The 23,475-nt window shown below is 42.8% G+C and carries 27 protein-coding genes; 18 read left to right on the top strand and 9 right to left on the bottom strand.

The annotated features are described in order from the left end of the window. Positions 1-312 precede the first annotated feature (312 nt). From ACIQXU_RS14550 to ACIQXU_RS14535, 4 genes are all read left to right on the top strand, one after another. Entirely contained in the window at positions 313-630 is a 318-nt protein-coding gene (locus ACIQXU_RS14550; RefSeq protein WP_402990339.1) for a DUF3870 domain-containing protein, read from the top strand. A gap of 148 nt (positions 631-778) precedes the next feature. Beyond that, the gene (locus tag ACIQXU_RS14545; protein ID WP_402990336.1) at positions 779-1,939 is read left to right on the top strand and encodes a DUF819 family protein; all 1,161 of its coding nucleotides are present in this window, start codon (positions 779-781) and stop codon (positions 1,937-1,939) included. A 15-nt stretch (positions 1,940-1,954) separates the two neighbouring features. Continuing rightward, positions 1,955-3,037, top strand: coding sequence for a dipeptide epimerase (locus ACIQXU_RS14540; protein ID WP_402990333.1), 1,083 nt, complete (start codon positions 1,955-1,957; stop codon positions 3,035-3,037). Between the two features lie 26 nt (positions 3,038-3,063). Next, positions 3,064-4,071: a C40 family peptidase gene (locus ACIQXU_RS14535; protein WP_402990330.1), complete on the top strand. Its 1,008-nt coding sequence runs from the start codon at positions 3,064-3,066 to the stop codon at positions 4,069-4,071. Positions 4,072-4,157: 86 nt separating this feature from the next. On the opposite strand, the gene ACIQXU_RS14530 is transcribed toward ACIQXU_RS14535, so the two are convergent. The 4 genes from ACIQXU_RS14530 to ACIQXU_RS14515 all read right to left on the bottom strand — a co-directional run bounded on the left by ACIQXU_RS14530 (position 4,158) and on the right by ACIQXU_RS14515 (position 7,802). Continuing rightward, the gene (locus ACIQXU_RS14530) at positions 4,158-4,667 is read right to left on the bottom strand and encodes a DUF2798 domain-containing protein (protein ID WP_402990327.1); all 510 of its coding nucleotides are present in this window, start codon (positions 4,665-4,667) and stop codon (positions 4,158-4,160) included. Positions 4,668-4,816: 149 nt separating this feature from the next. Continuing rightward, on the bottom strand, positions 4,817-5,377 hold the full coding sequence (locus tag ACIQXU_RS14525; protein WP_402955466.1) for a TetR/AcrR family transcriptional regulator: 561 nt from the start codon (positions 5,375-5,377) through the stop codon (positions 4,817-4,819). A 263-nt stretch (positions 5,378-5,640) separates the two neighbouring features. Next, positions 5,641-6,015, bottom strand: a complete 375-nt coding sequence (locus ACIQXU_RS14520; protein ID WP_402955469.1) for a VOC family protein — start codon at positions 6,013-6,015, stop codon at positions 5,641-5,643. 170 nt (positions 6,016-6,185) lie between these two features. Beyond that, entirely contained in the window at positions 6,186-7,802 is a 1,617-nt protein-coding gene (locus ACIQXU_RS14515; RefSeq protein ID WP_402990324.1) for a PucR family transcriptional regulator, read from the bottom strand. A gap of 290 nt (positions 7,803-8,092) precedes the next feature. Here ACIQXU_RS14515 and ACIQXU_RS14510 point away from each other — a divergent pair, with 290 nt between their 5' ends. From ACIQXU_RS14510 to ACIQXU_RS14490, 5 genes are all read left to right on the top strand, one after another. Continuing rightward, positions 8,093-9,148, top strand: coding sequence for an aromatic ring-hydroxylating dioxygenase subunit alpha (locus ACIQXU_RS14510; protein ID WP_402867595.1), 1,056 nt, complete (start codon positions 8,093-8,095; stop codon positions 9,146-9,148). A gap of 202 nt (positions 9,149-9,350) precedes the next feature. Then, positions 9,351-10,598, top strand: a complete 1,248-nt coding sequence (gene allC, locus ACIQXU_RS14505) for an allantoate deiminase (RefSeq protein ID WP_402990321.1) — start codon at positions 9,351-9,353, stop codon at positions 10,596-10,598. 14 nt (positions 10,599-10,612) lie between these two features. Continuing rightward, positions 10,613-11,869, top strand: coding sequence for a pyridoxal-phosphate-dependent aminotransferase family protein (locus ACIQXU_RS14500; RefSeq protein ID WP_402990318.1), 1,257 nt, complete (start codon positions 10,613-10,615; stop codon positions 11,867-11,869). Positions 11,870-11,922: 53 nt separating this feature from the next. Beyond that, positions 11,923-13,272 (top strand): allantoinase, encoded by a 1,350-nt coding sequence (locus ACIQXU_RS14495; protein WP_402990313.1) that lies wholly within the window; start codon positions 11,923-11,925, stop codon positions 13,270-13,272. A gap of 384 nt (positions 13,273-13,656) precedes the next feature. Continuing rightward, positions 13,657-14,247, top strand: coding sequence for a DedA family protein (locus ACIQXU_RS14490; RefSeq protein WP_402990308.1), 591 nt, complete (start codon positions 13,657-13,659; stop codon positions 14,245-14,247). A 43-nt stretch (positions 14,248-14,290) separates the two neighbouring features. Here the strand turns inward: ACIQXU_RS14490 and ACIQXU_RS14485 are convergent, their stop codons facing one another. Then, positions 14,291-14,473, bottom strand: coding sequence for a YjcZ family sporulation protein (locus tag ACIQXU_RS14485; RefSeq protein ID WP_402990305.1), 183 nt, complete (start codon positions 14,471-14,473; stop codon positions 14,291-14,293). A 210-nt stretch (positions 14,474-14,683) separates the two neighbouring features. On the opposite strand from ACIQXU_RS14485, the gene ACIQXU_RS14480 reads away from it, so the two are divergent. The 5 genes from ACIQXU_RS14480 (at position 14,684) to ACIQXU_RS14460 (ending at position 19,028) form a co-directional block, all read left to right on the top strand. Then, positions 14,684-15,427, top strand: coding sequence for a metallophosphoesterase family protein (locus tag ACIQXU_RS14480; protein WP_402990302.1), 744 nt, complete (start codon positions 14,684-14,686; stop codon positions 15,425-15,427). Between the two features lie 72 nt (positions 15,428-15,499). Further along, positions 15,500-15,637 (top strand): hypothetical protein, encoded by a 138-nt coding sequence (locus tag ACIQXU_RS14475; RefSeq protein WP_402867602.1) that lies wholly within the window; start codon positions 15,500-15,502, stop codon positions 15,635-15,637. A gap of 151 nt (positions 15,638-15,788) precedes the next feature. After that, entirely contained in the window at positions 15,789-16,712 is a 924-nt protein-coding gene (locus ACIQXU_RS14470) for a cation diffusion facilitator family transporter (protein ID WP_402867603.1), read from the top strand. A gap of 209 nt (positions 16,713-16,921) precedes the next feature. Then, positions 16,922-17,611 carry a response regulator transcription factor gene (locus tag ACIQXU_RS14465; RefSeq protein ID WP_402867604.1) on the top strand — a complete coding sequence of 230 codons (690 nt, stop codon included), beginning with the start codon at positions 16,922-16,924 and terminating at the stop codon, positions 17,609-17,611. Further along, positions 17,601-19,028, top strand: coding sequence for a HAMP domain-containing sensor histidine kinase (locus tag ACIQXU_RS14460; RefSeq protein ID WP_402868516.1), 1,428 nt, complete (start codon positions 17,601-17,603; stop codon positions 19,026-19,028). Before ACIQXU_RS14465 ends, ACIQXU_RS14460 begins: the two co-directional genes overlap by 11 nt. Before the next feature lie 54 nt (positions 19,029-19,082). Here the strand turns inward: ACIQXU_RS14460 and spx are convergent, their stop codons facing one another. Then, positions 19,083-19,478, bottom strand: a complete 396-nt coding sequence (spx, locus tag ACIQXU_RS14455; protein WP_402867605.1) for a transcriptional regulator Spx — start codon at positions 19,476-19,478, stop codon at positions 19,083-19,085. 179 nt (positions 19,479-19,657) lie between these two features. On the opposite strand from spx, the gene ACIQXU_RS14450 reads away from it, so the two are divergent. Continuing rightward, positions 19,658-19,819 (top strand): hypothetical protein, encoded by a 162-nt coding sequence (locus ACIQXU_RS14450; RefSeq protein WP_402867606.1) that lies wholly within the window; start codon positions 19,658-19,660, stop codon positions 19,817-19,819. After that, positions 19,816-20,469: a molybdate ABC transporter permease subunit gene (modB, locus tag ACIQXU_RS14445; protein WP_402867607.1), complete on the top strand. Its 654-nt coding sequence runs from the start codon at positions 19,816-19,818 to the stop codon at positions 20,467-20,469. Before ACIQXU_RS14450 ends, modB begins: the two co-directional genes overlap by 4 nt. Here the strand turns inward: modB and ACIQXU_RS14440 are convergent, their stop codons facing one another. Beyond that, entirely contained in the window at positions 20,470-20,913 is a 444-nt protein-coding gene (locus ACIQXU_RS14440; RefSeq protein ID WP_402867608.1) for a GNAT family N-acetyltransferase, read from the bottom strand. Between the two features lie 109 nt (positions 20,914-21,022). Between ACIQXU_RS14440 and ACIQXU_RS14435 the strand changes: the two genes are divergently transcribed. Both ACIQXU_RS14435 and ACIQXU_RS14430 read left to right on the top strand, forming a co-directional pair. Further along, entirely contained in the window at positions 21,023-21,517 is a 495-nt protein-coding gene (locus ACIQXU_RS14435) for a hypothetical protein (protein ID WP_402867609.1), read from the top strand. A gap of 203 nt (positions 21,518-21,720) precedes the next feature. Beyond that, entirely contained in the window at positions 21,721-21,918 is a 198-nt protein-coding gene (locus ACIQXU_RS14430) for a cold-shock protein (protein WP_028393295.1), read from the top strand. 65 nt (positions 21,919-21,983) lie between these two features. Here the strand turns inward: ACIQXU_RS14430 and ACIQXU_RS14425 are convergent, their stop codons facing one another. Beyond that, positions 21,984-22,403 (bottom strand): flavodoxin domain-containing protein, encoded by a 420-nt coding sequence (locus tag ACIQXU_RS14425; RefSeq protein ID WP_402990299.1) that lies wholly within the window; start codon positions 22,401-22,403, stop codon positions 21,984-21,986. Then, positions 22,393-23,445, bottom strand: coding sequence for a ribonucleotide-diphosphate reductase subunit beta (locus ACIQXU_RS14420; RefSeq protein ID WP_402867611.1), 1,053 nt, complete (start codon positions 23,443-23,445; stop codon positions 22,393-22,395). The genes ACIQXU_RS14425 and ACIQXU_RS14420 overlap by 11 nt, the downstream gene beginning before the upstream one ends. Positions 23,446-23,475: the final 30 nt, after the last annotated feature.

Below are 23,475 nucleotides of genomic sequence, written 5' to 3'. Positions count from 1 at the left end.
TCATATAATATAACGCATGCTTGTTATGATTAATATCATCATAATAAATATTCTGATAATTGTCATTGGGTATTGTAACTAATTTTCAGAGGGGATTATGGACAGACTATATAAAGAGAGAACAAGGTAGTCCAAAGGATGATAGAGTATTTTCCTGCTGGCTTACTTGAAAAGTGGGAATTTGTCGTAATATGCGAAATATATTGACAGATTCATAATGAACATATTAGTATATATGTAATCATTTGGTTGGAATTTAGATATCTCCATATATACCTGTTGGATGTCTGTAATGACAGGAGGCCACTAAGGATGTTTCAGGAAAATACAGTGTACATAGTGGGCGAGTCAAAGGCGGCGTCCAATAATCCGATTACTCAGCAGTTTAACTGCTTTTTTATTGGATTGGTCATTGATAGCGATACACATGAGATCGTGGATGTGGAATGTTCGACTACAATATCGCTTACATCCAAGTTCATTCGCTCCATGTTGAATGGACATTCCATTCTTCAACCTGATGTGTTGGAGAAGGAAATTGAGAAACGGTATTTTGGTTCTTCTCAGAAAGCTCTGACCGTTGCCATAAGGAATGCAAGTATTAAATATCTTCAACTTAATAAGATATAGCTGCTTCTTTTGTTAGACGCAATTGAAATCCAGCTGTTAAAGAGTGTATTCGTGCGCTCTTTGGCAGCTGGATTTTTTTATTAGGGACATGTTGACTAAATCATAGTTTAGTAGAACGGAATCCCTTGAATATAAGGAGGTATGGGAAATGATTCAAGATGGCGTGATGTTTGTCTGTTTTTTATTGGCATTTACTGCTGCGATTGCCGTAGTGGAGAAGAAAGTAGGAGGAAAGTTCTTCAAGTATGTACCTGGCATTGTCCTCATTTATATTGGAGCGGCCTTGATGAAGACATTTGGGCTCTTTTCAGACAGTGAATCAGTCGAAAATGCATATGGTACTGTCAGGGGTCTCCTGCTTCCAGCCATGCTGATGCTTATGTTGTTACAGTGTGATATACGTAAAATATTGAGACTAGGACCGAAGATGCTTTTAACTTTTTTTGCGGCGTCAATCAGTATCGTAGGAGGATTCACTCTAACTTACGTCCTAATGAATGGTTTTTATGCGGAAGGAACTTGGAAGGCATTTTCTGCTTTAAGTGCAAGTTGGACAGGGGGATCCGCCAACATGGTGATCCTGCAAGGGATATTGGATGTACCTGAAAATATCTTTGGTTATGCGTTAATCATGGATACAGTCAATTACTCCATTTGGGTCATGTTTTTGTTCTGGTTGGTACCTCTAGCTGGGAAATTCAATTTTTGGACCAAAGCGGATACCTCTTTCATTGAACAAATGACCTCGGAGCTTGAAGCGGGGGAAAAGACAAAGACGGAATTTGGCTTCGTGGAATTGATCGGTTTCTTGGCTCTCGCTTTAATCGTATCAGCAGGGGCGACAAAAATCGGGGAAAATCTGCCGGTGTTGGGTGCTGCAGTGAATGGGACGACGTGGACCATCATCATCGCTTCGACTGTAGGGTTGCTTCTGGCCGTCACGAAGGTTGGGCGTATCGCGGGCTCCATGGAAATTTCCAAAGTCATGCTGTATATAGTCATTGGCTTAATTGCCTCCCATGCCGATTTTTCACAGCTGTTTCAAGCGCCTGTGTATATTCTATCCGGTTTCATGATTCTGTTCTTCCATGGATTGATCATGGTCATTTTGGCAAAAGTCTTCAAGTTGGATCTATTTACAATGGGAGTTGCCTCATTGGCTAATATAGGAGGGGTTGCTTCAGCTCCGATATTGGCGGGCGCATTTAACCGGGCTCTAATACCCGTCGGAATTCTGATGGCTGTTTTGGGTAGTCTTCTGGGTACCTATTTTGGAATATTTACGTCATATATACTATCAAGCTTTTAAGGAAGGAATGTTACGATGAAGATTGAAAGTTTACAAGTATCAGTGGAAACTCTACCACTCATCAAACCATTCAAGACTGCCTTGCGCACTGCAATGGAAATTGAGAACATCATGGTTTCCGTGAAGTTGGAGGATGGTACGGAAGGATTGGGTGCAGCAGCCCCGACGGTTGCCATCACAGGAGATTCCACTAATGGAATCATGACGGTCATTGAAGAAGTGATCACGCCACATCTCATTGGCCGTGACATCGAGAATATTCAAGTATTGTCTCAGGTAATCCAACAATCCTGTGTAGGCAATACAAGTGCAAAAGCTGCTGTTGAAATCGCTTTGTATGATGCAGCCAGCAAAAGGTGGCAGCTCCCTTTATATCAATATCTGGGTGGGAAATCGAATGAGCTGAAAAACGATATGACAATCAGTATTGATACACCTGATGAAATGGCAAAGGCGGCCTTGTCCCTAATAGAAGGTGGATTTTCAACGATGAAAATCAAGCTGGGGAAGGATTGGAAGAGTGATGTGGAACGGGTCTCCCGCATTCGAGAAGCTGTGGGGGATCAAATCATCATCCGGGTCGACGCGAATCAAGGATGGACAACAAAACAAGCAATCTCCATCATTCATGAAATCGAGGAGAGGAAGCTGAACGTTGATTTGGTGGAACAGCCTGTGCAAGCACATGACATCGATGGTTTGAAAGAAATAAAGAGGTCGGTGAACGTGCCGATCATGGCCGACGAAAGTCTGTTTTCCCCTCGTGATGCCTTGAGACTTTTAAGTGAACGGGCTGTTGATTTACTGAATATTAAATTAATGAAAACCGGAGGAATTCGGCGTGCACTTCAGATCGCGGATATGGCAGAAGTAGCCGGGGTTGAATGCATGATCGGAAGTATGATGGAATCAACCATAAGTGTAGCGGCCGCAGCACATCTGGCAACCGCACATCCAAACATCACGAAGATTGATCTGGATGCACCATTATGGATTAAGGATGAATCATTTGAAGGACTTCAATTTAAGAAAGACCAACTCTTCATTACCGATAAACCTGGACTAGGGGTCAAGAGGAAATCCTCTTTTACTCAATAAAACTTTTTGGAAGGGTGATTATGTAGATGGAAAGAAAAAAGGTATTGGTTTTAGTTCTATCTTTCTTTGCACTTAGTATTTTACTATTCAGTTCAAGTGAAGCAAGCGCAAAAGAAAAAGTGAGAAGTGCCTATGTAGATGTAGCGGTTGCCACTCTGTGGACGGAGCCGGACCTATTAAGACAATTGGATGCTCCTTCTGCGTCGAACCCCGTTGATTTGAATGCCTGGATCAAGTCCATGAAGTATGAGGACAAGCTGTGGCTTGTGGGTAACCTGGAAACACAGGCGTTATATGGGTCAAAAGTGACCATACTCGAAGAACGAGGAAATTGGGTGAAAGTAGCAGTAGCCAATCAGTTGACATCCCGAAATGAAGCGGGTTATCCAGGATGGATGCCAAAAGGGCAATTGAAGACAGCAAAGGCCTTTGAAAAACAACTCTCTAAAGGGTTAGTCCTTGTGGATGCTCCCAAGACTTGGCTTTATTCGGATTCGAAACAGCGGTCGAAATTCATGGAAGTCAGCTTTGATACACGCCTTCCACTTTTACAGGTGAAAAAAGATAAGGTAAAAGTTATGACACCAAGTGATGGAGCCAAATGGATAGATAAGAAAGACGTAGAGATCTATCAAAATGAAAATCAAATTCCAAAACCGACGGGTACGGACATCGTGCAATCGGGCAAAGGATTTTTAGGTCTTCCTTATCTATGGGCCGGAATGTCTGGTTTTGGATTTGACTGTTCCGGGTTTACCTATACGATGTACCACGCTAATGGAATAACGATTCCAAGGGACTCTTCCGTTCAGGCGCAACAGGGGGAAATGGTGAAACGGGAAAACCTTGAACCAGGCGATTTACTCTTTTTTGCCTATGATAAAGGAAAAGGGAAGGTCCACCATGTAGGGATGTATATAGGAAAAGGGAAGATGATTCATTCACCAAACACCTCTACACATGTAAGGATAGATGAAATCGATACATCGGGTTACGGTGAAGAATATGCTGGGGCAAGAAGATATCTAGATTAACTTTAGGCGTTATGATAGTCTAAAGGGGTTCGAAATCTTCATTTCGAACCCCTTTTATTTTGATATTCAGTTCGTCATCCTGGGCATTATTTTATAATGGCAACGGCAGGATCTTTTTTATCTTGATTAGCATGTATTTTTACCATGGCCATTCTTGCAAGGGGTTGAATGACTAAACTCTCAGCAATAAGAACGATGAAGAAGTTTCTTGGCCAATATGAAATAAAGTTGCTAAAGGTATCCGAATTAAAACCGTTACCGATGATTCCGCCAATGAAAGTCATGCACATGGACATGCCGAATACAGTGAATACGATACGGAATAAAATCTTTGCGTTAAAGCTATCTGTTGGTTGAGTGAACTTTTTTACCATGTTTTCTGCAATGCGTCCTACAAGGACTGGCTCAATGACCATGGCGATAATAAACATGATTGGCCAAATTTTGATAATATCCATTGCAACTTCCCCGTTAAATTCACCAGTTACTGTAATGATACTGAATGACGACATGAATAAAGAGGTAAGAAAACAGATGATACCTCCGTATAATGCGCCCTCTTTGCCGTTTCTTGGTAATCTAGTTTCGTTTTTCAATGTTTTCTTCCTTCCGAAAATACATATTTAGACGTTGTGGCTACGTGATCAATACACGTAAAAAGTATTTACACTACTGATTCTAAGGCGTAATGAAAATCCCTCAACAAGCAAGTCGAGGGGCTTTGTATGGACGTAATTATATTACATTAATACGCCTTTAATAAATTGGGCAATCCCTTCGAAATCGTTCTTAATGGTTCGCTCGAGTTTTTTGTTAAACAAAGCATGATCCCACCTTCGATGGTAGCGGTCAGCATTAATGCCAGTGCCTGAGCTGCTTCTTTGGAAAAGCCATCTTCTATTAATTTGATTGAATAAATATCTTGAATCTTTGTGAAAGTGAGAGCACAAGTGGTTCTCACTGGTTCGCTTAGCGATCCCATTTCGCTTACCATACTACTGAATGTATAACCACTAATCATCCCATCACGATCATACTGAACGGCCAGTTTTTCAATCATCGATTGAGTAGCCATTTGTGTAGTTGGATGTTGTTGGAAAATTTCTTTCATATCCGAAGTGATAATAGTATTCAAAGATTGAAGACAAGCGATGAGTAATTCTTCTTTTCCGTTGGGGAAATGGTGATAAAGTGAGCCTTTTGAAATGTTACATTTCTTTAAGATTTCATTTAATCCTACGCCTAAATATCCTTTTTTCTGAAAAAGGTTTGTAGCGATGTCAATGATCAGTGATTTTGTATCCAATCGCAGTAAACCTCCTCTAAACCAACCGGTCTGTTTTTAAATATATCAAAATAATGTTTTATAAGTCAAGATAATTATAAATTCACATTTTTAAGAAATTAAAGTTTATCCCCATTCCACAATCCTACTGGGATAACGCATATGTGGATGGTATATACAACGGTATATTCTTTGCTTCCATAAAAAAGAGAGCCTTTAACAGGCTCCTGAATACTCCCAATCATTCTTATTCTTTGTAAGTTCGGTCGAATCTTGGAAGGTATTTAGCTTTTTACCCGTTCAAGCAATTCCATGCGGTTACCGAAAGGGTCGGAAATGAAGAATCTTTTAACACCTGGGATTCTATCGTCCTCCATGACATCGATTCCATTTGTTACTAAATGCTGTTTTAAAGCTTCTATATTCTCTACTTCAAAAGCGGGATGAGCTTTTTTTGCCGGATAAAATGGTTCTTCGATTCCGATATGTATTTGGTGATTGGCGAATTCAAACCAAACGCCACCGCGTTTCTTTAGGGCTTCAGGTTTCTCGACTTCATCAAAGCCTAGCAGGTCCTTGAAAAATGTTCTTGCCTTGTCCTCGCTGCCTTTAGGGGCGGCGAGCTGAATATGGTCAATGGACTTAAAAGTAAATGGCATGTAAATCAATCCCCTCTGGATCCAAATGGATAGTATGTTCTTGATTCAAATCTTACACCTATTGTAATAATAAGGAAATTATAAAGTTGTTATTTAAGTTGATAAGTCTTGCTTATGGTTAACGATCCTAACGTGTTTGTAATGGAAGGATGTAATTGGAAAGATGAAATCTAAGTAGTTAGCAGGGTGTTGATCCTTAAGGCAAGTCGTATTTGCAGTGTGGTTTCAGGGTCTTTCAAGCTCTTCCCAAGTAGTTCCTCGCATTTCTCGAGTCTGTATACAACGGTGTTCCGATGAACAAATAATCTCTTGGCTGTTTCGGAAATTTGGCAATGGGTCTCCAGGTAGACGGATAGTGTCTGCAATAATGGTTCTTGCTCTTCGTTCTTTATTTTCGAAAATCCTTGTAGGGCGAAGTGGTTAAAGTTCTTTAGGTCTTCTTCAGGGATGATTCGTAGCAATTCCATGATGTCTTTTGTCCGGAATGTCTGGATATATCCAGCCCTTTTTGATAGACCGCCTTCCTTGAGGGAGTCATTCGCTTCCTTGAAGGCGTGTTTGATCTGAAGAAATTTCGGGGCCATATGGCTGACTCCGAACGACATGGTACAGTCAAATTGTTTATTCACTGTTCTTTGCAAGGCATGTAAGGAGGATTCTACATATTGAAGGGAACGGTTTGAATCTTCGTTTACCTCATATAAAAGAATGCACTTCTTTCCTTTTGTAAAGAGGTGGATAGGGAGGGTTGAGTCGAGAAGTTCCTCTTCTAAAAATGCATAAACCGAATCGGCTTTTTCCTGTTGCTGTGTATAGTTTTTACTTTCATGGGTTTCGTCCATTTTCCCAACGACGCATATATATGTTTGTTCGTTATGTAAGGAGAACTCTTTTGCCCGGTTTATGATTTCCTCATGTGAGGAGAAGCTGCCATCAAGGACATGGAGGAAGAATTCATTTCGTATATTTCGATCATGCTGTTTGAGTGCGTGCTCTTTCATTAATGCGAAGGAGATGACGTTTGTGGCCTGTTCGATTGTTAAGGTAATCAAATTGTCGCTGGACTTGATTTCTCCTGAAATGGTCAAATATCCAAATGTTTTTCCATCCAGATAGATGGGGAAAACAGTATAGGTTTGCTGATTGGATAGGACTGAAAATGAGAAAAAAGGAGACTTGGTTAGTTGGAAATTGTATCCTTCACTGATAATTTTTTTGATTATTGAAAAAACTGAAGAGGTGCGATATGGATGAATCATCGGTTTAAGGTATTGATCAACCAATGTGATGGGATATTCAATCATATTGGATAAATGATCGAGTAATTTCTGAATTCCTTTTCCACGCATAATGAGATTGGTGAATTGTTTATGTGTTTCCATCGCGTGCGTTAATTCATTGGCTCGTTGATCGAGAATTTGCCGGAGTATGAGATTGGTGATTTCACCGAGAGACAAGTCTGCGGGAAGATCGATGATAGGAAGAGAGAGTTCGTTGGCAAGTTGAAGTATCTCCTCAGGTACTTCCTTCAAGTACCGTCGAGTCTTGATGCCGAGTGCGGCACAACCTTGTTTGGCCATGCCTTCGATGAGAGTCTTGAATAAGAGTGGTTGGTCCTTCAGGTGGTACGCGGTCGTTACGAGAAATTCATTAGGTTTTAGAAAATGGATGATATCCGGGGCATCCATCATGTTGACCGTTTGTACTTCCCCATCCAATCCTAATTCTCCAGCGATAACGTGCATGCCGGGTAAAAACGGCAAATGTAAAAGTTCGGCTACCTTCATCTAAACACACCTCATTCATTAAGATTTTGATTATCTAGGGGTGTGCGAGTGTAATAGTCTTTTCCTATAGAACGTGCTGTGGACTATTTCCTTATCGCCTTCATGATGTGAGTTTTTTTCTATCATATCATACAATTCCTTTGACAATCCTTACAAATTTTCCATTTTATTTTGTTGAGATAGCCAAAATTATATTTTAATGTAAGGTTTTATAACATTGGTGGTGACATAATGTCTGAATATTGGTACTATTTATAAAAAGCTATGAATGAAAAAGGGGAGATGAAGGAATGAAGGAAACCAATGTTGCTACGAAGAAGAAAAAAAGAGTGACACCCTATCCAAAAGAATGCACGTTCAGTAAAGAGGATTGGGATGTATTGACGCAGTATTGGTTTCCGGTGGCGGCGGTCGAGGAAGTGACGGAAAAGCCCCTCGGCATTAAATTGCTGGATGTCCATCTTGTACTTTACCGTGCGAGCGGAAAAATCATTGTGGCTAGGGATCTTTGTCTGCACCGGGGGGTTCCGCTAAGCATGGGGTGGGTGGAAGAAGACAATATCGTTTGTCCTTATCATGGATTTAGATACGGGCCAGAGGGGAACTGCACGGGAATTCCCGCACACCCTAATGCGAAAATATCTCCTCGTCTTTGCATTACCATCTATCCGACGGTAGAACGTTATGGATTGGTCTGGACTTCGATAGCAAGCGATGTTGAGGATATCCCGCCATTGCCGGCATGGGACGATCAGGCATACCTGAATATTCTGCCTCCGTTCATCGACATTGCTGGTTCTGCAGGAAGACAGATGGAAGGGTTTTTGGATGTATCTCATTTTGCCTGGGTTCACTCAGAAAGCTTCGCTGATCGTGATAACCCCGTTGTGCCAAGTTATAAAGTGGATAAAACGGAATACGGCTTACATGTCGAGTATAGAAGTTCGGTCAGCAATTACGGAAAAGACCTGAAACATTTGGAACCGCCGAATTTTGAGTGGCTACGCGTGTTTGACATTTATCCTCCATTAGCGGCGAGGTTGACGGTCCATTTTCCGGAAGGTGGGAAATTATTTATCCTGAATTGCGCTAGTCCGGTCTCGGCTAGGAAAACAAGAATGTTTTCCCCGATGGCGCGAAATTTTGATTTAGATGCACCTCTTGAAGACACATACGAATTCAATTTACAGATATTTAATGAAGATAAGGAAATGGTCGAAAATCAAAAGCCGGAGGAGTTGCCGCTCGATCTTCAAGCGGAAGCCCATATCGCGGCGGATAAGACTTCGATTGCCTACCGTCAACTATTGAGGGAATTGGGGTTAGGCTCAAATTATACAAGTTGATGTGTGAGGGTGTCCTTGTGGACGCTCTCGCTTTTTTTCTACCAAATAAGTTTGTCGTTTAGTGATGGTGTACAAAAATATCTTTGATTTCTAACAGAATTGTCAATGAAGTTCATCATGTAAGCAAGTAAAATAATCCATATAACATAATTTGTGAAGATTCATAACATACAATAGGGCTGAATAAGAGGAGGTAAACGTGATGGCCATGCAAATCAAGGAATCTCTTTATGAAAAAGATGATGTTGCTTCTATGATTGAATGGTTGGCTTCTTACGGGTTAACGGAGAAGCAGGGAGTAACTCGGTTATTATATTCCAAGGCATGGGTGCAGGCCCAGCGAGCATTGAAAATGGAAATGGAAAAAGTGGGTTTACGGACGCATTTTGATAGCGTAGGTAACTTGTTTGGAAGATTGGAAGGGACGAATCCCGGAAGTAAAACAATCCTGACGGGGTCTCATATTGATACGGTTGTCGAAGGAGGGAAGTATGATGGTGCATTTGGGGTCATCGCTAGTTTTCTAGCGGTACAAAGGTTGCATCAAACCTATGGGCCTCCCCGGAAAACGATCGAAGTCGTTTCCTTTTGTGAAGAAGAAGGGAGCCGTTTCCCCTTGACATTCTGGGGATCGAGGAATATCCAAGGGGTGTATGGTCTGGACCAAGTGAAAGGGCTGATGGATTCAGAGGGGTATCCATTTTTGAAAGCCATGAAGGAAGCAGGTTTTGACCCTGATACATATATAACGCCAGTCCGTGATGATATTGAGGGATTCGTCGAGATTCATATTGAACAGGGAAGTATCTTGGAAAAAAATCAAAAGACGATCGGGGTCGTCAGTCATATTGTTGGGCAGCGTCGCTATACGATTAGGGTTCTTGGTGAAAGTAATCATGCAGGCACCACCCCGATGCATGATCGAAGGGATGCAGTCAGTGCAGCTTCGGAATACATTTCTTTTTTAACGAGTAAGGCCAAAGAAATGGACCCTCATTTAGTGGCGACGGTCGGTAAAGTGGATGTGTTTCCAAACGTTCCGAACGTCGTGGCTGGTGAAGTGGCATTTAGTTTAGATATCAGGCATCACCAAGAAGATGTCCTTAATTCGTTTTGTCGGGAGATTTTCTCTACCTTCCAATCTCATGCGGATGGTAACGAGATACAGTTGGAAGTTGCACAGTGGATGGATATCGTGCCGGTTGAATTAAGTACAGAGATGAATTCCTTGGTTCGGGAAATTACCGAAAATCATAAGATTCCTTATCAAGATATCATTAGCGGTGCGGGGCATGATGCACAGGTGTTTGGTTCGATTTGTCCGACATGCTTGCTCTTCGTTCCAAGTCGGGATGGAATCAGCCATTCACCGAGAGAATTTACGAACATTCAGGACTTAGAAAAAGGAATCGATGTGTTAAGCGACCTATTATATAAATTAGCCTATTAAAGGGGGAAGATGAAATGGCATATAAAGAATTATGGACACCGGTCAGGACCATCATGACTCCAGGGCCCGTGGAGGTGGACCCCCGGGTTTTACGGGCGATGAGCACTCCGATTTTAGGGCAGTTTGATCCTGCCTTTACGAATATTATGAATGAAGTAATGGAAATGCTTCGTCTCGTATTCCAGACGAACAATCACTGGGCTTTTCCAATCGACGGGACATCCCGATCCGGAAATGAAGCGATACTATGCAGCATTATTGAGCCTGGCGATAAGGTCCTGGTTCCGATTTTTGGGCGGTTCGGTCATTTGCTGGTTGAAATTTGTGAGCGATATGGTGCGGAAGTGCATACGATCGAATGTCCATGGGGGGAGGTTTTTGATCCAGCGGAAGTCATTGCGGAAATCAAGAAAATATCCCCGAAAATAACGGCAATTGTTCACGGGGAAACGTCCACAGGATGCATGCAGCCGTTAGCGGAAATCGGTAAGGCCTGTCGGGAGCAAGATGTTTTGCTTGTGGTCGATGCGGTTGCATCGATTGGAGGAACGGAGGTAAAGGTGGATGAATGGTATATTGATGGGTTGATAGGCGGTACGCAAAAATGCCTGTCCGTTCCTTCGGGTATGGCGCCAATCACATATAATGAAAGAATTGAAAAGATCATTCAGTCCCGTAAAAAGGTGGAACGGGGGATTGAAACAGAAGAAGATCGTCAACGTATTTCTAGCCATCGTCCCATTCCCTCCAATTATTTCGATTTGGGCATGCTGCAGGATTATTGGGGACCACGTCGTTTGAACCATCATACAGAAGCAACTTCGATGATTTATGCATTACGTGAAGGACTACGCCTTGTGCTCGAAGAAGGATTGGAACAGCGATTTGCCCGCCATAGGCATCATGAGTCCGCACTTGTTGCTGGCATCAAGGCGATGGGGCTTACGTTATTTGGGGATGGGAAAAATAAATTACCATGCGTAACTTGTGTTGAAATTCCAGAAGGGGTGGATGGAGAGCAAGTCCGGTCGATGCTATTGAATGAATTTAGTATCGAAATCGCATCCTCGTTCGGTCCCCTTCACGGGAAGATTTGGAGAATTGGAACAATGGGATTCAGTTGTCGGAAAGAGAATATTCTCTTTGTGCTGGCTTCTTTGGAAGCGGTACTTTTACGCCAAGGGTTCGAGGTGAATCGGGGGGGAGCTTTGCAGGCTGCACTCGACATATACGTAGGGGAATCGGGAAAACGGATCGGAGTGAAATCATAACGGGAAGGTGACTTCCTGTATCTTTTGCCAAACGATTTGAAGGAGTGAACAAGATGTCCACATACGAACTCATTATCCGTAATGGCTACGTGGTATTGCCTGAAGAAGTGAAAAAAGCCGATGTTGCCATCCGGGATGGCATGATTGCCGAGATTGGCAATCTGATCGATGATAAAGGGCTCGAAGAATATGAAGCATCGGAACACTATGTTTTTCCTGGAATGATTGATGTTCATGTCCATTTCAGTGAGCCGGGACGTGCCCATTGGGAAGGGTTTGAAACCGGTTCGCAGATGATGGCAGCAGGCGGATGCACGACCTATTTTGACATGCCATTGAATGGGATCCCTTCCACGATTGATCAACTGGCGCTTCTTGAGAAGGCGAAAATCGGTGAAGCGAAGTCGGTTGTCGATTTTGGTTTATGGGGTGGTTTGGTACCCGGAAATATAGATGAATTGGAAGGGCTAGCTAAATCAGGGGTCATTGGTTTTAAGGCCTTTCTTTCTGCGACGGGCAATGATGAGTTTGAACGGGCGGATGATTTAACTCTGCTTCATGGTATGCGGGAAATCGCCAAGTTGGATAAGATTTTGGCACTGCATGCCGAAAGTGATTCAATTACTCGCTGGTTGAAGCAAGGGAAAGAGGAGCAAGGATTATACAGCGCTGACGACTATGCGGCGACTCGTCCCGTATTAGCAGAAGCAGAGGCAGTCGAACGAGCCATTACATATGCAGAATTGACAGGATGCCGACTGCATTTTGTCCACATCAGCAGTGCATTGGCGATAGAAAAGATAGAACGGGCCAAGCGACGTGGCCTGGATGTAACCGTCGAAACCTGTCCTCACTATCTACTATTCAATCAAGCTACACTCATCGAGAAAGGGTCGGTCGCAAAATGCGCACCTCCACTCCGTGAGAGGGACGAACAGGAAAAGTTAATTGCTTTATTAATAGAAGGAAGGTTTGACATGATTTCATCAGATCACTCCCCAAGTCCTTATGAAATGAAGGATCCTGCGGTGCATAACCTGTTCGAGGCATGGGGTGGAATAAGTGGCGGGCAGTTTTCCTTACTATCGATGATCGAACTGGCCATTACATACGATATTCCTTTATCGAAAGTGGCTGATTGGATAGCGGCAGCACCTGCTGAGCGATTTGGACTTTCTTCAAGAAAGGGACAAATCAAGGAAGGAATGGATGCAGATCTTGCTGTTATTTCCCTGAGTCAAAACTATACAGTCAGTAGGGACAATTTTTATGCGAAGCATAAGCAAAGTGTCTATATGGGCCACACCTTCCCCTGTCAAATAACCGCCACCTTCAACAAGGGAAAGCTAGTCTATGATAAGGGCGAAATCAGGAAACAGGCGCGGGGAACGTGGCTAAAATAGTAGGGAAATCGAATTGCACATCTAATATTACAATATTATATGAAGTGGAAAGAAGGTGATTCTCCTATATTTGGATCGCCTTCTTTCGTTGTTTTTGCGGAAAGGGTGAAATGAAAAATCTATATAGTGTAGACTAGTATAGGTATAAGTAGCGATGAATGCAGGGAAGAGACTATCCTCCAACGGTATTAGAAAAATATCCCGGTAATAAAACGTTGACTCTTTATGAACCGTTGTTATAGGATTACGGTATGAAAAAATGTGTAATAGGTATAAAATCCACACGATAGATACCGGTAACTGTCCTTTTAGCAAACAAAGGGTGCCCGTGAACAGCGGGGGCATCCTTTTTTATATGTAATTGTCAGAAAGGGGGAAACCTCTATGGAATCTTTGATCATGGATATGATCGAAGCGTTTAAATCTTTATCTTATTTCGGGGTGTTGCTTGCGTTAACATTTGAATTCATCCCAGCTGAAGTCGTTCTGCCGCTTGCCGGCTATTGGGTATATCAAGGTGAATGGAATTTAGTCTTGACAATACTGGCTGGTTCAATTGGTGGGGTAACGGGTCCATTGACACTTTACGCCCTAGGAAAGTATGGGGGAAGGCCGCTAGTAATGAAGTTTGGGAAGTACTTCTTGGTGAAAGAGGAACAGCTGAACAAGGCTGAGTACTTCTTAGATAAGTATGGAGCGGGAATTGCCTTTTTCGGAAGATTTGTTCCCGGAATCCGTACGGCCATTTCATTACCTTGTGGTATTTTGAAAATGAATATCTGGAAATTCATGCTTTATACATACTTGGCGATGCTTCCCGTGACCACGATTTATGTATATCTAGGATATAAGTTAGGGCCGCAATGGGAGCAGGCTGGAGCGATTTTCGCGCAATACGCGAACTTCTTGCTCATCCCAATCGTCCTGATCGTCATTTGGCTGTTCTTCAAAGCAAAGAAAAAAACGAATCAATAACAAAGAAGGCGCCGTTTCAGGCGCCTTGTTTTTATTTAACCTGTTAGCAGCATCCGCCGTAGCCGCCACCGTAGCCGCCACCATAGCCGCCGCCGAAGCCCCAGCTACAACCAATGATGACTAGTAGGATAAACAGTACGATTAATAAGGCAAAGCCGTTATCGAAACCGCCACCGCATCCATCGTTACAACTTTCGTTACATCCATTATGATTATGACCACCCATTAAATTTCCTCCTCATAACATTTATGATTTACATACCTAGCAAAACATCTTTACTGGGAATACTCCATACTATGTATTCTAGGCCGAAGTGTTTGCTTATTCATTAAAAATGGGCGTGGGTAGACAGGGGGAGATGAGCCCGAATAATTTTTCCTGGATTTTAAAGATGTTATAATATACCACATATATAGAAGGGGGCTGGTCTTCTCCGTGAAAGTTGCGATTATGACAGATATACATGGCAATGCTTCGGCATTGAAAGCCGTTCTTAAGGAAATTGATGAAAGAAATGAAGTGGAGCGAATCTATTGTTTGGGGGATATGATCGCAATAGGACCCGATACCAATGACGTCTTGGATTTGTTATTTTCGAGAGATGACCTAACGATGATCAGTGGAAATCATGATGAAGCCGTATTGGCCATTGTTAAAGGGGAGGAACATCCAACGGGACATGTCCATGTTAAAGAGCACCATGAATGGATTGCGAAAAGGATGGACCCCCTATTCGTGCCGCTCCTGGAAAAACTGCCTCGCACCCTGGAGGTTCCGGTTCATGACCGCACTCTTTTCTTCACCCATTATCATATGGAAAAGGAAAAGGGGAATGCACACATCAGTGAAAATCCCTTCAGCAAGATCGTTGCACCCAATTTAGCTAACTTGGAGGCCCTTTTTAGAAATCGGTCAGAGGATTTGATAGGATTTGGGCATCATCATCCTCTTCATCACTTTCAAAACGACAAAACGATTTTCCTGAATCCCGGATCGCTTGGGTGCAATAGTGAACCAATTGCACGGTATGCCGTGGTTACCATCGAGGACAACGGCATTCAGGTTCATCTGGGAAATGCGTCGTATGATAATGCTGCCTTTCTTTCGTCCTACAAAAAGTTACAGGTCCCGGAGCATGAATTCATTATACGTGCCTTTCATGGAAATCAGATGATATAGATCCAAGCATAAAATATCTTCCTAAGGATATGATAAAAGTCAAACTGTTACATATTCGAGGAGGAGAGTCCCATGAAGGATTCGGAACAGAACCGTCATCTTCAAGATCCCGAAAATGCAGAGCAGCAACATAGCCTCGTCTGTAATGATGAATTATTCAATAAGGACTTGCGTGCGATCGTCGATGATACCATGCAAAATGAAGGATAGCTTGTTAGGACACTGTAGGACATCGCCTGCAGTGTTTATTTTTGCCCTCCCGTACCTTTTACGCTTTAAATGGGTAAGTCAATCATTTGAAACCATTCTGAAATTATCCCATACTATATATAAGGTTATAGATACGAGAGGAGGGGAAATCATGGGACATCATGAGGGTCACTCCCATGACCACGGACACCACCATCATCATTCAGATAATAAAAAAGCTCTGCTGGCGTCGTTTGTGCTAATCTCGACATTCATGGTAATCGAAGTGATTGGAGGGTTCATGACGAATAGTCTGGCCTTGCTATCGGATGCAGGGCATATGCTGAGCGATGCAGCGGCTTTGGGGCTCAGTTATGCAGCGATAAGGCTAGGCGAGCGAAAGGCGACCCAATCCAATTCCTTTGGATACAAGCGTTTCGAAATCATTGCCGCCTGTTTAAATGGTTTGACGTTAATCGTAATCTCGGTATTCATTTTCGTAGAGGCGATTCGGAGGTTTGTAGATCCGCCTGAGGTTCAAAGTTTGGGAATGCTAATGATTTCAATCATTGGCTTGTTTGTGAATATCATTGCCGCATGGATTCTAATGAGTGGCGATAAAGAAGAGAACCTGAATGTACGGAGTGCTTTCTTACATGTAATCGGCGATATGCTCGGTTCAGTGGGCGCCATTGTGGCAGCACTATTGATTTACTTTTTCGATTGGGGAATGGCGGACCCCATCGCGAGTATGATTGTCGCCATTCTAATAGTTATAAGTGGGTATAGAGTGGTGCGCGATTCTTTCCATATTCTAATGGAAGGCACACCAGAACGAATCGACATGGAAGAAGTGAAAGAAAATTTGAAGGAATTGCCGCATGTATCGGATGTCCATGACCTCCATATCTGGACGATTACCTCCGGATTTCTCTCGTTAAGCTGTCATGTCGTCATTGATGCTGGTGGAGACCACGATTCAACCCTTGCTGTTGCCCAAAAACTGCTTCATGACCGACATGGGATTGAACATAGCACGATCCAAGTGGAAAAACAGGATGTGGGGTGCCCGAACCCGCATGAGACATGTAATTGAAACAAGGCCGGCTCATCGATGAAGCCGGCTTTTTTGATGTGTCGTATTTCGGATGAAACCGAGAAGTGTCCAAAAATGTCGAGAAATGATTAGATGAACATATTCCTGACACATTAAGGGGATATGATGGGGGATAAAAGACTGATGCACAGTTAGGTTGGATAATGCAATATGATTCAACTATAATTTTAAGAAGGAGGAATTCCTTTATGAAAAAAATTCTAGTCGTTGAAGATGAAATTGCCATTTCGATGGTGTTGAAAGCATATTTACAGCGTGAAGGGATGGAAGTCGTACAAGTTTTCGATGGACTCAAGGCTATTCCGACCTTCGAAGAAACGAACCCTGATCTGGTTCTACTTGATGTGATGCTGCCTGGTAAAGAGGGCTGGGACATCTTGAAAGAAATCAGGGAGAAGGATATGTGTCCTGTGATCATGCTGACGGCATTGAATGATGTGGATTACCGCCTATCCGGCTTTAAGTCGGGAGCGGATGATTATATTTCCAAGCCCTTTGTGGCGGAAGAAGTGATGGCCCGGGTGCATGCCGTTTTAAGGAGGAGCTCGACACCTGTAGTCGAAGAAAAACATGTACATCAATTTGGTAGCTTGTCCATTGATAACAAGGCCTATGCGGTGCACTTAAAAGGGGAGGAAATTAGCTTGACGCCCCGTGATTTGTCATTGCTCATTTTTTTCGCGAAGCACCCCAATCATATTTTCACGAGAGAGCAACTCCTCGATCAGGTGTGGGGCATAGACTATGACGGAAGTGACCGTGCCGTGGATTTGGCTATCAAACGAATCAGGAAAGCCCTCGATGCCTGGCCATCATCCGAAGGGGAAATTAAAACGTTGCGTGGATTGGGGTATCAATTGAGTGTCTATGAAAACTAGGAAACGGACTACCTTGCAGCTCTATTGGACAAAAAGATATGTATTGACGTTGATTTCGGGCTTATTGCTATTATCTGTCTTTTCCTTATGGTGGATGGAAAAAACGGCCCTGGAATATAGGCTGAGCCTGCTTAAGTATTTAGCGGATGAAACGTCCGACCGGGCAATGAAGGAGAATGGCCAAATTGTCGTCGGTCCCATCCTTTCCGAAATCGTGGAAGAAAGGGAAAAAATCCTTCAGCTCAATAAGCAACCGATCATTTATATCGTTGATCCTGATGGCAGTATCATCTATACGATGCCTCAATTATATCTTAATGAAGATAATAGTAAGCTTCCTCACGCCATTATGGATAGTCAGGAATTGATCCAGAAGGTCAAGATTTCCGAAAACAAGGTATTTGTCGTCAAGTCGCCGATCACATTTGAAGGCGAGACAAAGGGGTGGGTCGTCATTGCCCAGGAAGAAGGGGCTTTGAAGGAAGTCAACCAGGATCACGGTTTGCTTGCATTCCTGATAGGAGGTTTGCTATGCCTTGGGACGGGCGTCATTTATTTTCTTTCAAGAAAGATATCGAGACCCATCCAAGATGTGGCTAACGCTGCTGTCCAAGTGCGGGAAGGCAACTATGATATCCATTTTAAAGAAGAAGAGGAGATACGCGAAGAAGAGATATACGAACTCGTGGAATCCTTCAAGGAAATGACAAACCGGTTGAAACTCATGGAGAAATTACGGGCCGAATTGCTTGCTGGTGTCACCCATGACCTGAAAACACCGGTCACATCCATTAGCGGGTTGATTCAAGCGGTAAGGGATGACGTGGTTACTGGCGAGCAAAGTAAGGAATTTCTTGATATATCCTTGAAGGAAACTCAACGCCTACAGGTGATGATCGAGGATTTGCTGGATTATAATGCAATGTCGGCCGGTGCCTTTAAAATTCGATTGGAAAGAGAAAATCTAAATACATTCATTCAGGAGATCGCTTATCGTTGGCAGATTACCCAGGAGGATCAGAACTTCACCCTGAATGTGCAGGTTCCGGATGAACCGATTCATGGGCAGATTGATTCACTGCGGATGCAGCAAATTATCATAAATCTGTTGAACAATGCGAAGCATTCCCTGGATGGCAATGGTCAAATCGAGATAGGTCTCTATGATCTGGAAGATTCCCGAATAGGAATCGACGTGAAGGATAGTGGACGCGGCATTCCGCAACATGAACAACAGTATGTGTTCGAACCCTTTTATCGGGGCGAAAACAAAAAACTGAAAGTGCGTGGATTAGGATTGGGCCTTCCCTTCAGCAAGATGCTTGCTAAAGCACAAAAGGGAGACCTCGTGTTGAAAGAAAGCAATGAACAAGGGACGATTTTTACCATTACAGTAGAGAAATCAGCGCGGGTATAACAAAAAAAGGGTTGTCCATTTCTAGTGGACAACCCTTTTGTCAGGTATAGTTGATTAGGCGAGTTGGCTGATGGCACGCCACAATTGAATGTGACGGACTTTTCTTGGAAGGAAGCGGCCCATTTCTTCTTCATTATAGCCAGCATGCAAATTCTTATGATCAAAAATGATCGGGCGACGTAATAAATCTGGATTTGCTTGAATGAGCGTACAAAGGTCGTTAAGTGGTGTATTGTTTATATCGATATTCAAGCTTTTGAATTTTTTGGAACGGGTTGAGATGATTTCATCTGTACCGCCTTCCGTTTTACGTAAAATCGCTTTGATTTCTTCTATAGATAAAGGTTGAGAATATAAGTTCCGTTCATTGTAGGAAATTTCATTTTTTTGAAGCCAAGCTTTTGCCTTACGACATGCTAAACTGCTTGGTGTAGTATAAATTGTAACCATTAAAATCGACTCCCTTAAGGTTTCATATTTTTTATAGGTTTTTTTTGGGTTTTTGCTTTTTCGGTTTATGGGTTAAAATTATTTTGTATTTGTTATACTCTTACTTTAACGTTTGTATGTGTCAGCAATATGTCAAGAAAAATAAACTTAAAAGTTTTTTTGGAAAAGGGAGAATTCGAATGTGGATGTTTAAAATATCGGGAGTGCCTGCATCTGAAGGAAATCCGGGGAATAGGATGAGGGTGGCTGAGCCGTTTTTAGCTAAGGAAAACTATTTCTTAGAAGAGCAACTGTTGCGTTTTCCTTCATTGATGATGTCGACTGTGGGGCAAGGATCATGACCGCGGACTTTTGGTCACCTGTTAGACTGTCCGTTCAGATAGCCGGAATCTCGGGAATCCTCGTCTTTATTATAGGAATCATGCTTGCCCGCATCATGGCCAAAAAGCGCTTCAGAGGAAGGGTCATCCTGGAAACCGTGTTTTTGCTGCCCCTCGTATTGCCGCCTTCCGTCGTTGGTTTTTTACTGATCGTGTTTTTCGGTAAAAACGGAACGCTAGGTCAAGTCATCGAGAAGGTGTTTAGCCAACCAATCATGTTCACCTGGTGGGCGGCGGTTATTGCTTCTACCGTTGTAGCCTTCCCGCTTATGTACCAATCGGCCAAAACGGGCTTTGAGGGCATAGATGAAGAAATAGAAAATGCCGCGAGAGTGGATGGAGCGGGTGAATGGAAGTTATTCTGGTATGTATCCCTTCCATTAGCCGGCAAATCCATCCTGACCGGAGCGATATTGAGTTCAGCAAGAGCCTTGGGGGAATTTGGGGCGACACTCATGTTTGCTGGAAACATCCCGGGACAGACCCAGACGATACCGACCGCGATATATATAGCCATGGATTCAGGGAATATGACTCTAGCCTGGCTATGGGTCGGTGTGATCATCGCCATCTCTTTCATCATGCTTTTCATCGTGACGTACATAAAATGATTATTTTTCGTATAAACTAATGAAAAATTGAGGTGCGACTTCCACGTCTTTCTTATGAATAAAGCCATTTTTTTCATACAGTTTACGTGCAGGCATGTTCAAGGTACCGGTCGAAACGGATAGCTTCTTCCATGGAATCGTCAGTTGTAGGTGGGTAAGAAGGGCCTGTGCAATGCCTTTTCGGAAATGATCTGGGTGTACGACCAATCGGCAAATCTCTATCAGTCCATTTTCACTTTTATAGGAAATGGCCCCGGCAACCGTATCGTCAACAAAAAAACCGATAAATGTTTCTTTGCAGCGTAAGAATTGATTAAACGTTTCTACCAATGGGGGTATTTCGTCAAATCTAACTAATTCCGCTTCCACTGCATAGGCTTTTTTTTGAAGGGAAAACAGTTGTTGTCCATGGATGGAGCGTAATTCTGGAATATTCATCATCATGCGTAAATCATCTCCTTAAAATCCATTATAATAGAAGTAGGTAAACAGAATGATGGTTTCTTGTGTTATAATCGACAAACAAGATGAACTAATGAAATGAGGAAGAAATTTGTTAACATTTGAAGAAAAATTAAGTATCATTGAAACTTTCCCGGAATTAGAACGGAAAGATGTTTCACTAGGACGCGTCAATTTCCATTTTCCCGGCAGTGTTCAGGAGAAGAAAATTGTCGTACAGCACCTGCATCCGAATGGCAATGGCTTCGTATACGCAGGGCATTTGAAAAAGAAGGAAACAGACCGCAAAGGATTCATCAATATACGTGACTATTCCGAAGAGGAATTAAAAGCATTGATCAAAACTGCCCTATCCTATTTATCCGAACCTCCTGTTATGCAAGAAGAGGAGGCGGACGATGAGTTCGCTAGGTTGGAGGGAACTTGGATTGGCCGTGAAAAGCAGGAGCTTTCGCTTGTTAGAGAAGATCAGCTTTGGAACGTATACTCAGGACCGAACTTAGAGGAGTGTTTCGAAAGTCCAATCGAAGCGGAGCGCTACTTATTGGATGAAGGATTCCGTCAAAGCAAAAAAAGAAAAATGTAGAATTTTAGGATAATTTGTCGGCAAAATTACTCCCATTAATATTGTTTTCAGTTAATTACCCATGATATAATATGGGTAATTATTTTTGTTCGGAATAAGTTGTTTGATAGAAGGATTTACCGTTTTAGGGTTCCTCTTGAGACATTATCCAGAACCAAAAATAGTATAAAAATGGATTTTTTCCAAACACAGGAGGAACTAACATGGTACAAGGTAAAGTAAAATGGTTCAACGCAGAAAAAGGTTTCGGTTTCATCGAAGTTGAAGGACAAGACGACGTATTCGTACATTTCTCAGCTATTCAAGGTGAAGGTTTCAAAACACTTGAAGAAGGCCAAGAAGTTTCTTTCGAAATCGAGCAAGGCGCTCGTGGACCACAAGCTGCTAACGTTCAAAAATAATTGAATGTTAATAAAGACCCCAATTTGGGGTCTTTTTATTTTGTATTTACAAGCTTGGGAGTTTGTTAGTTTGTAAATAGAGAGGCGAACTTTTTTATCCTGGGTAGGTCCACTTCTTGATACATTTGTTCGATTTTCAATGTAGCGACCAATTGGCTCTTGGCAAATAGCATGTCCCGAAATTGGTCGACGGCTCCGCAAAAATGATTGTAATTGGTTTCACCCGTTCCGAAGACTCCTGTTTTCAGGTGGGAAATCGGCATTTGCTCTAGCTCCGAATAGAAGGCGGACATTCTGGCAGGAAGCTCGCCATTTCCCCAAGTATAAGTACCGACAATCAACGAATCATACTCATGCACTGTACGTATATCAAATTCAAGAACCCGAAATAGCTCTGCTTCGGGCAAAAGGGATGCAAGGACTTCAGCAAGCGCCTTTGTATTGCCGCCTGCCGAATGATAGACGATGGCGGCTTTAAAGCTCATCGAACCCGTTGCTTGCATTTACTTGGCTATAGGTCCTTGATTTTTGCTCGAAGAAGTCGGTCTTCGTCAGCCCGATGGATTCATCGTCGAACGTTTTGATCCAGGGCATCGGGTTCTCGCTATACTCTTGATACAAGTTTTCAAGTCCAAGCATGCGTAATCGTTTGTTGGCGATATATTCAATATACTCGTTGAACTCGTCCAAATCGAGATCTGCTTTTGTTTGGATATCCTCAAGCATATATTCGGACCATTCTTTTTCAAGCTCGACGGCCTTTTCAATCGTCGTATAGATGAACTTCGTATTGTCTTCATTATTCAGTTCCGGATATTCATACATTAAAATTTGTACAAGCATGCCAATGAAATCGAAGTGGACCATTTCATCGCGATGAATATAGGAAATCATCGTTGCCGAACCGGTCATCAGATTTTGCCGGCCCAGATTGTAGTAGAAGGCGAAAGCCAGGTAAAAATAGATCCCTTCAAGGTTCGTGGAATGGATGAGCGCCTCGAATAAGTGCTGAGGGCTAGGGTCGTCCACAAATGTTTGGTAGGCATCCACGATCGGATGGTTCCGCTTGATTACTTCCGGGTGTTCTTTGATCCGGTCAAAAAGCTGTTTTTGCTTGCCGACAGGAATCAAGGAAGCAAGGATGTAAGAATACGATTCATTATGAATGGATTCCTGCTGGGCCATGTTGGCGAGGATCGCCTTTGCTGCCGGATCCTTGATGTATCGAAGGATCTCCACTAATGTTGGTGTTTGCAGGCTGTCCATCCCGGCAATCATCGTGAGGATGTCGAGGAAAGCGTCCTGGATATCCTCATCCAATTCACCCCACTGCTTTTTATCCTGGATCATGTTCACGCTCGATGGCTTCCAAAAATTGTTGATGAGCTGTGTATAGGTATCATAGAATTTTTCATACTGAATGTCGTTCCAAAGGAGAAAGCCTGATGCTTCTCCTTTGAAAACGCCGGTTGCCTTGGTAGGATGGGTTGGTTCGAGCATCCTGATTTTCTTGATATGGTTTGTCATCTGTAAAATCTCCTTCAATAAAGTAAATTC

The sequence above is a fragment of the Peribacillus sp. NPDC097284 genome, assembly GCF_044761765.1.
Classification (GTDB): domain Bacteria; phylum Bacillota; class Bacilli; order Bacillales; family DSM-1321; genus Peribacillus.
Note: the sequence above shows the minus strand (reverse complement) of the source record. Positions and strands in the feature narration are given on the sequence as shown.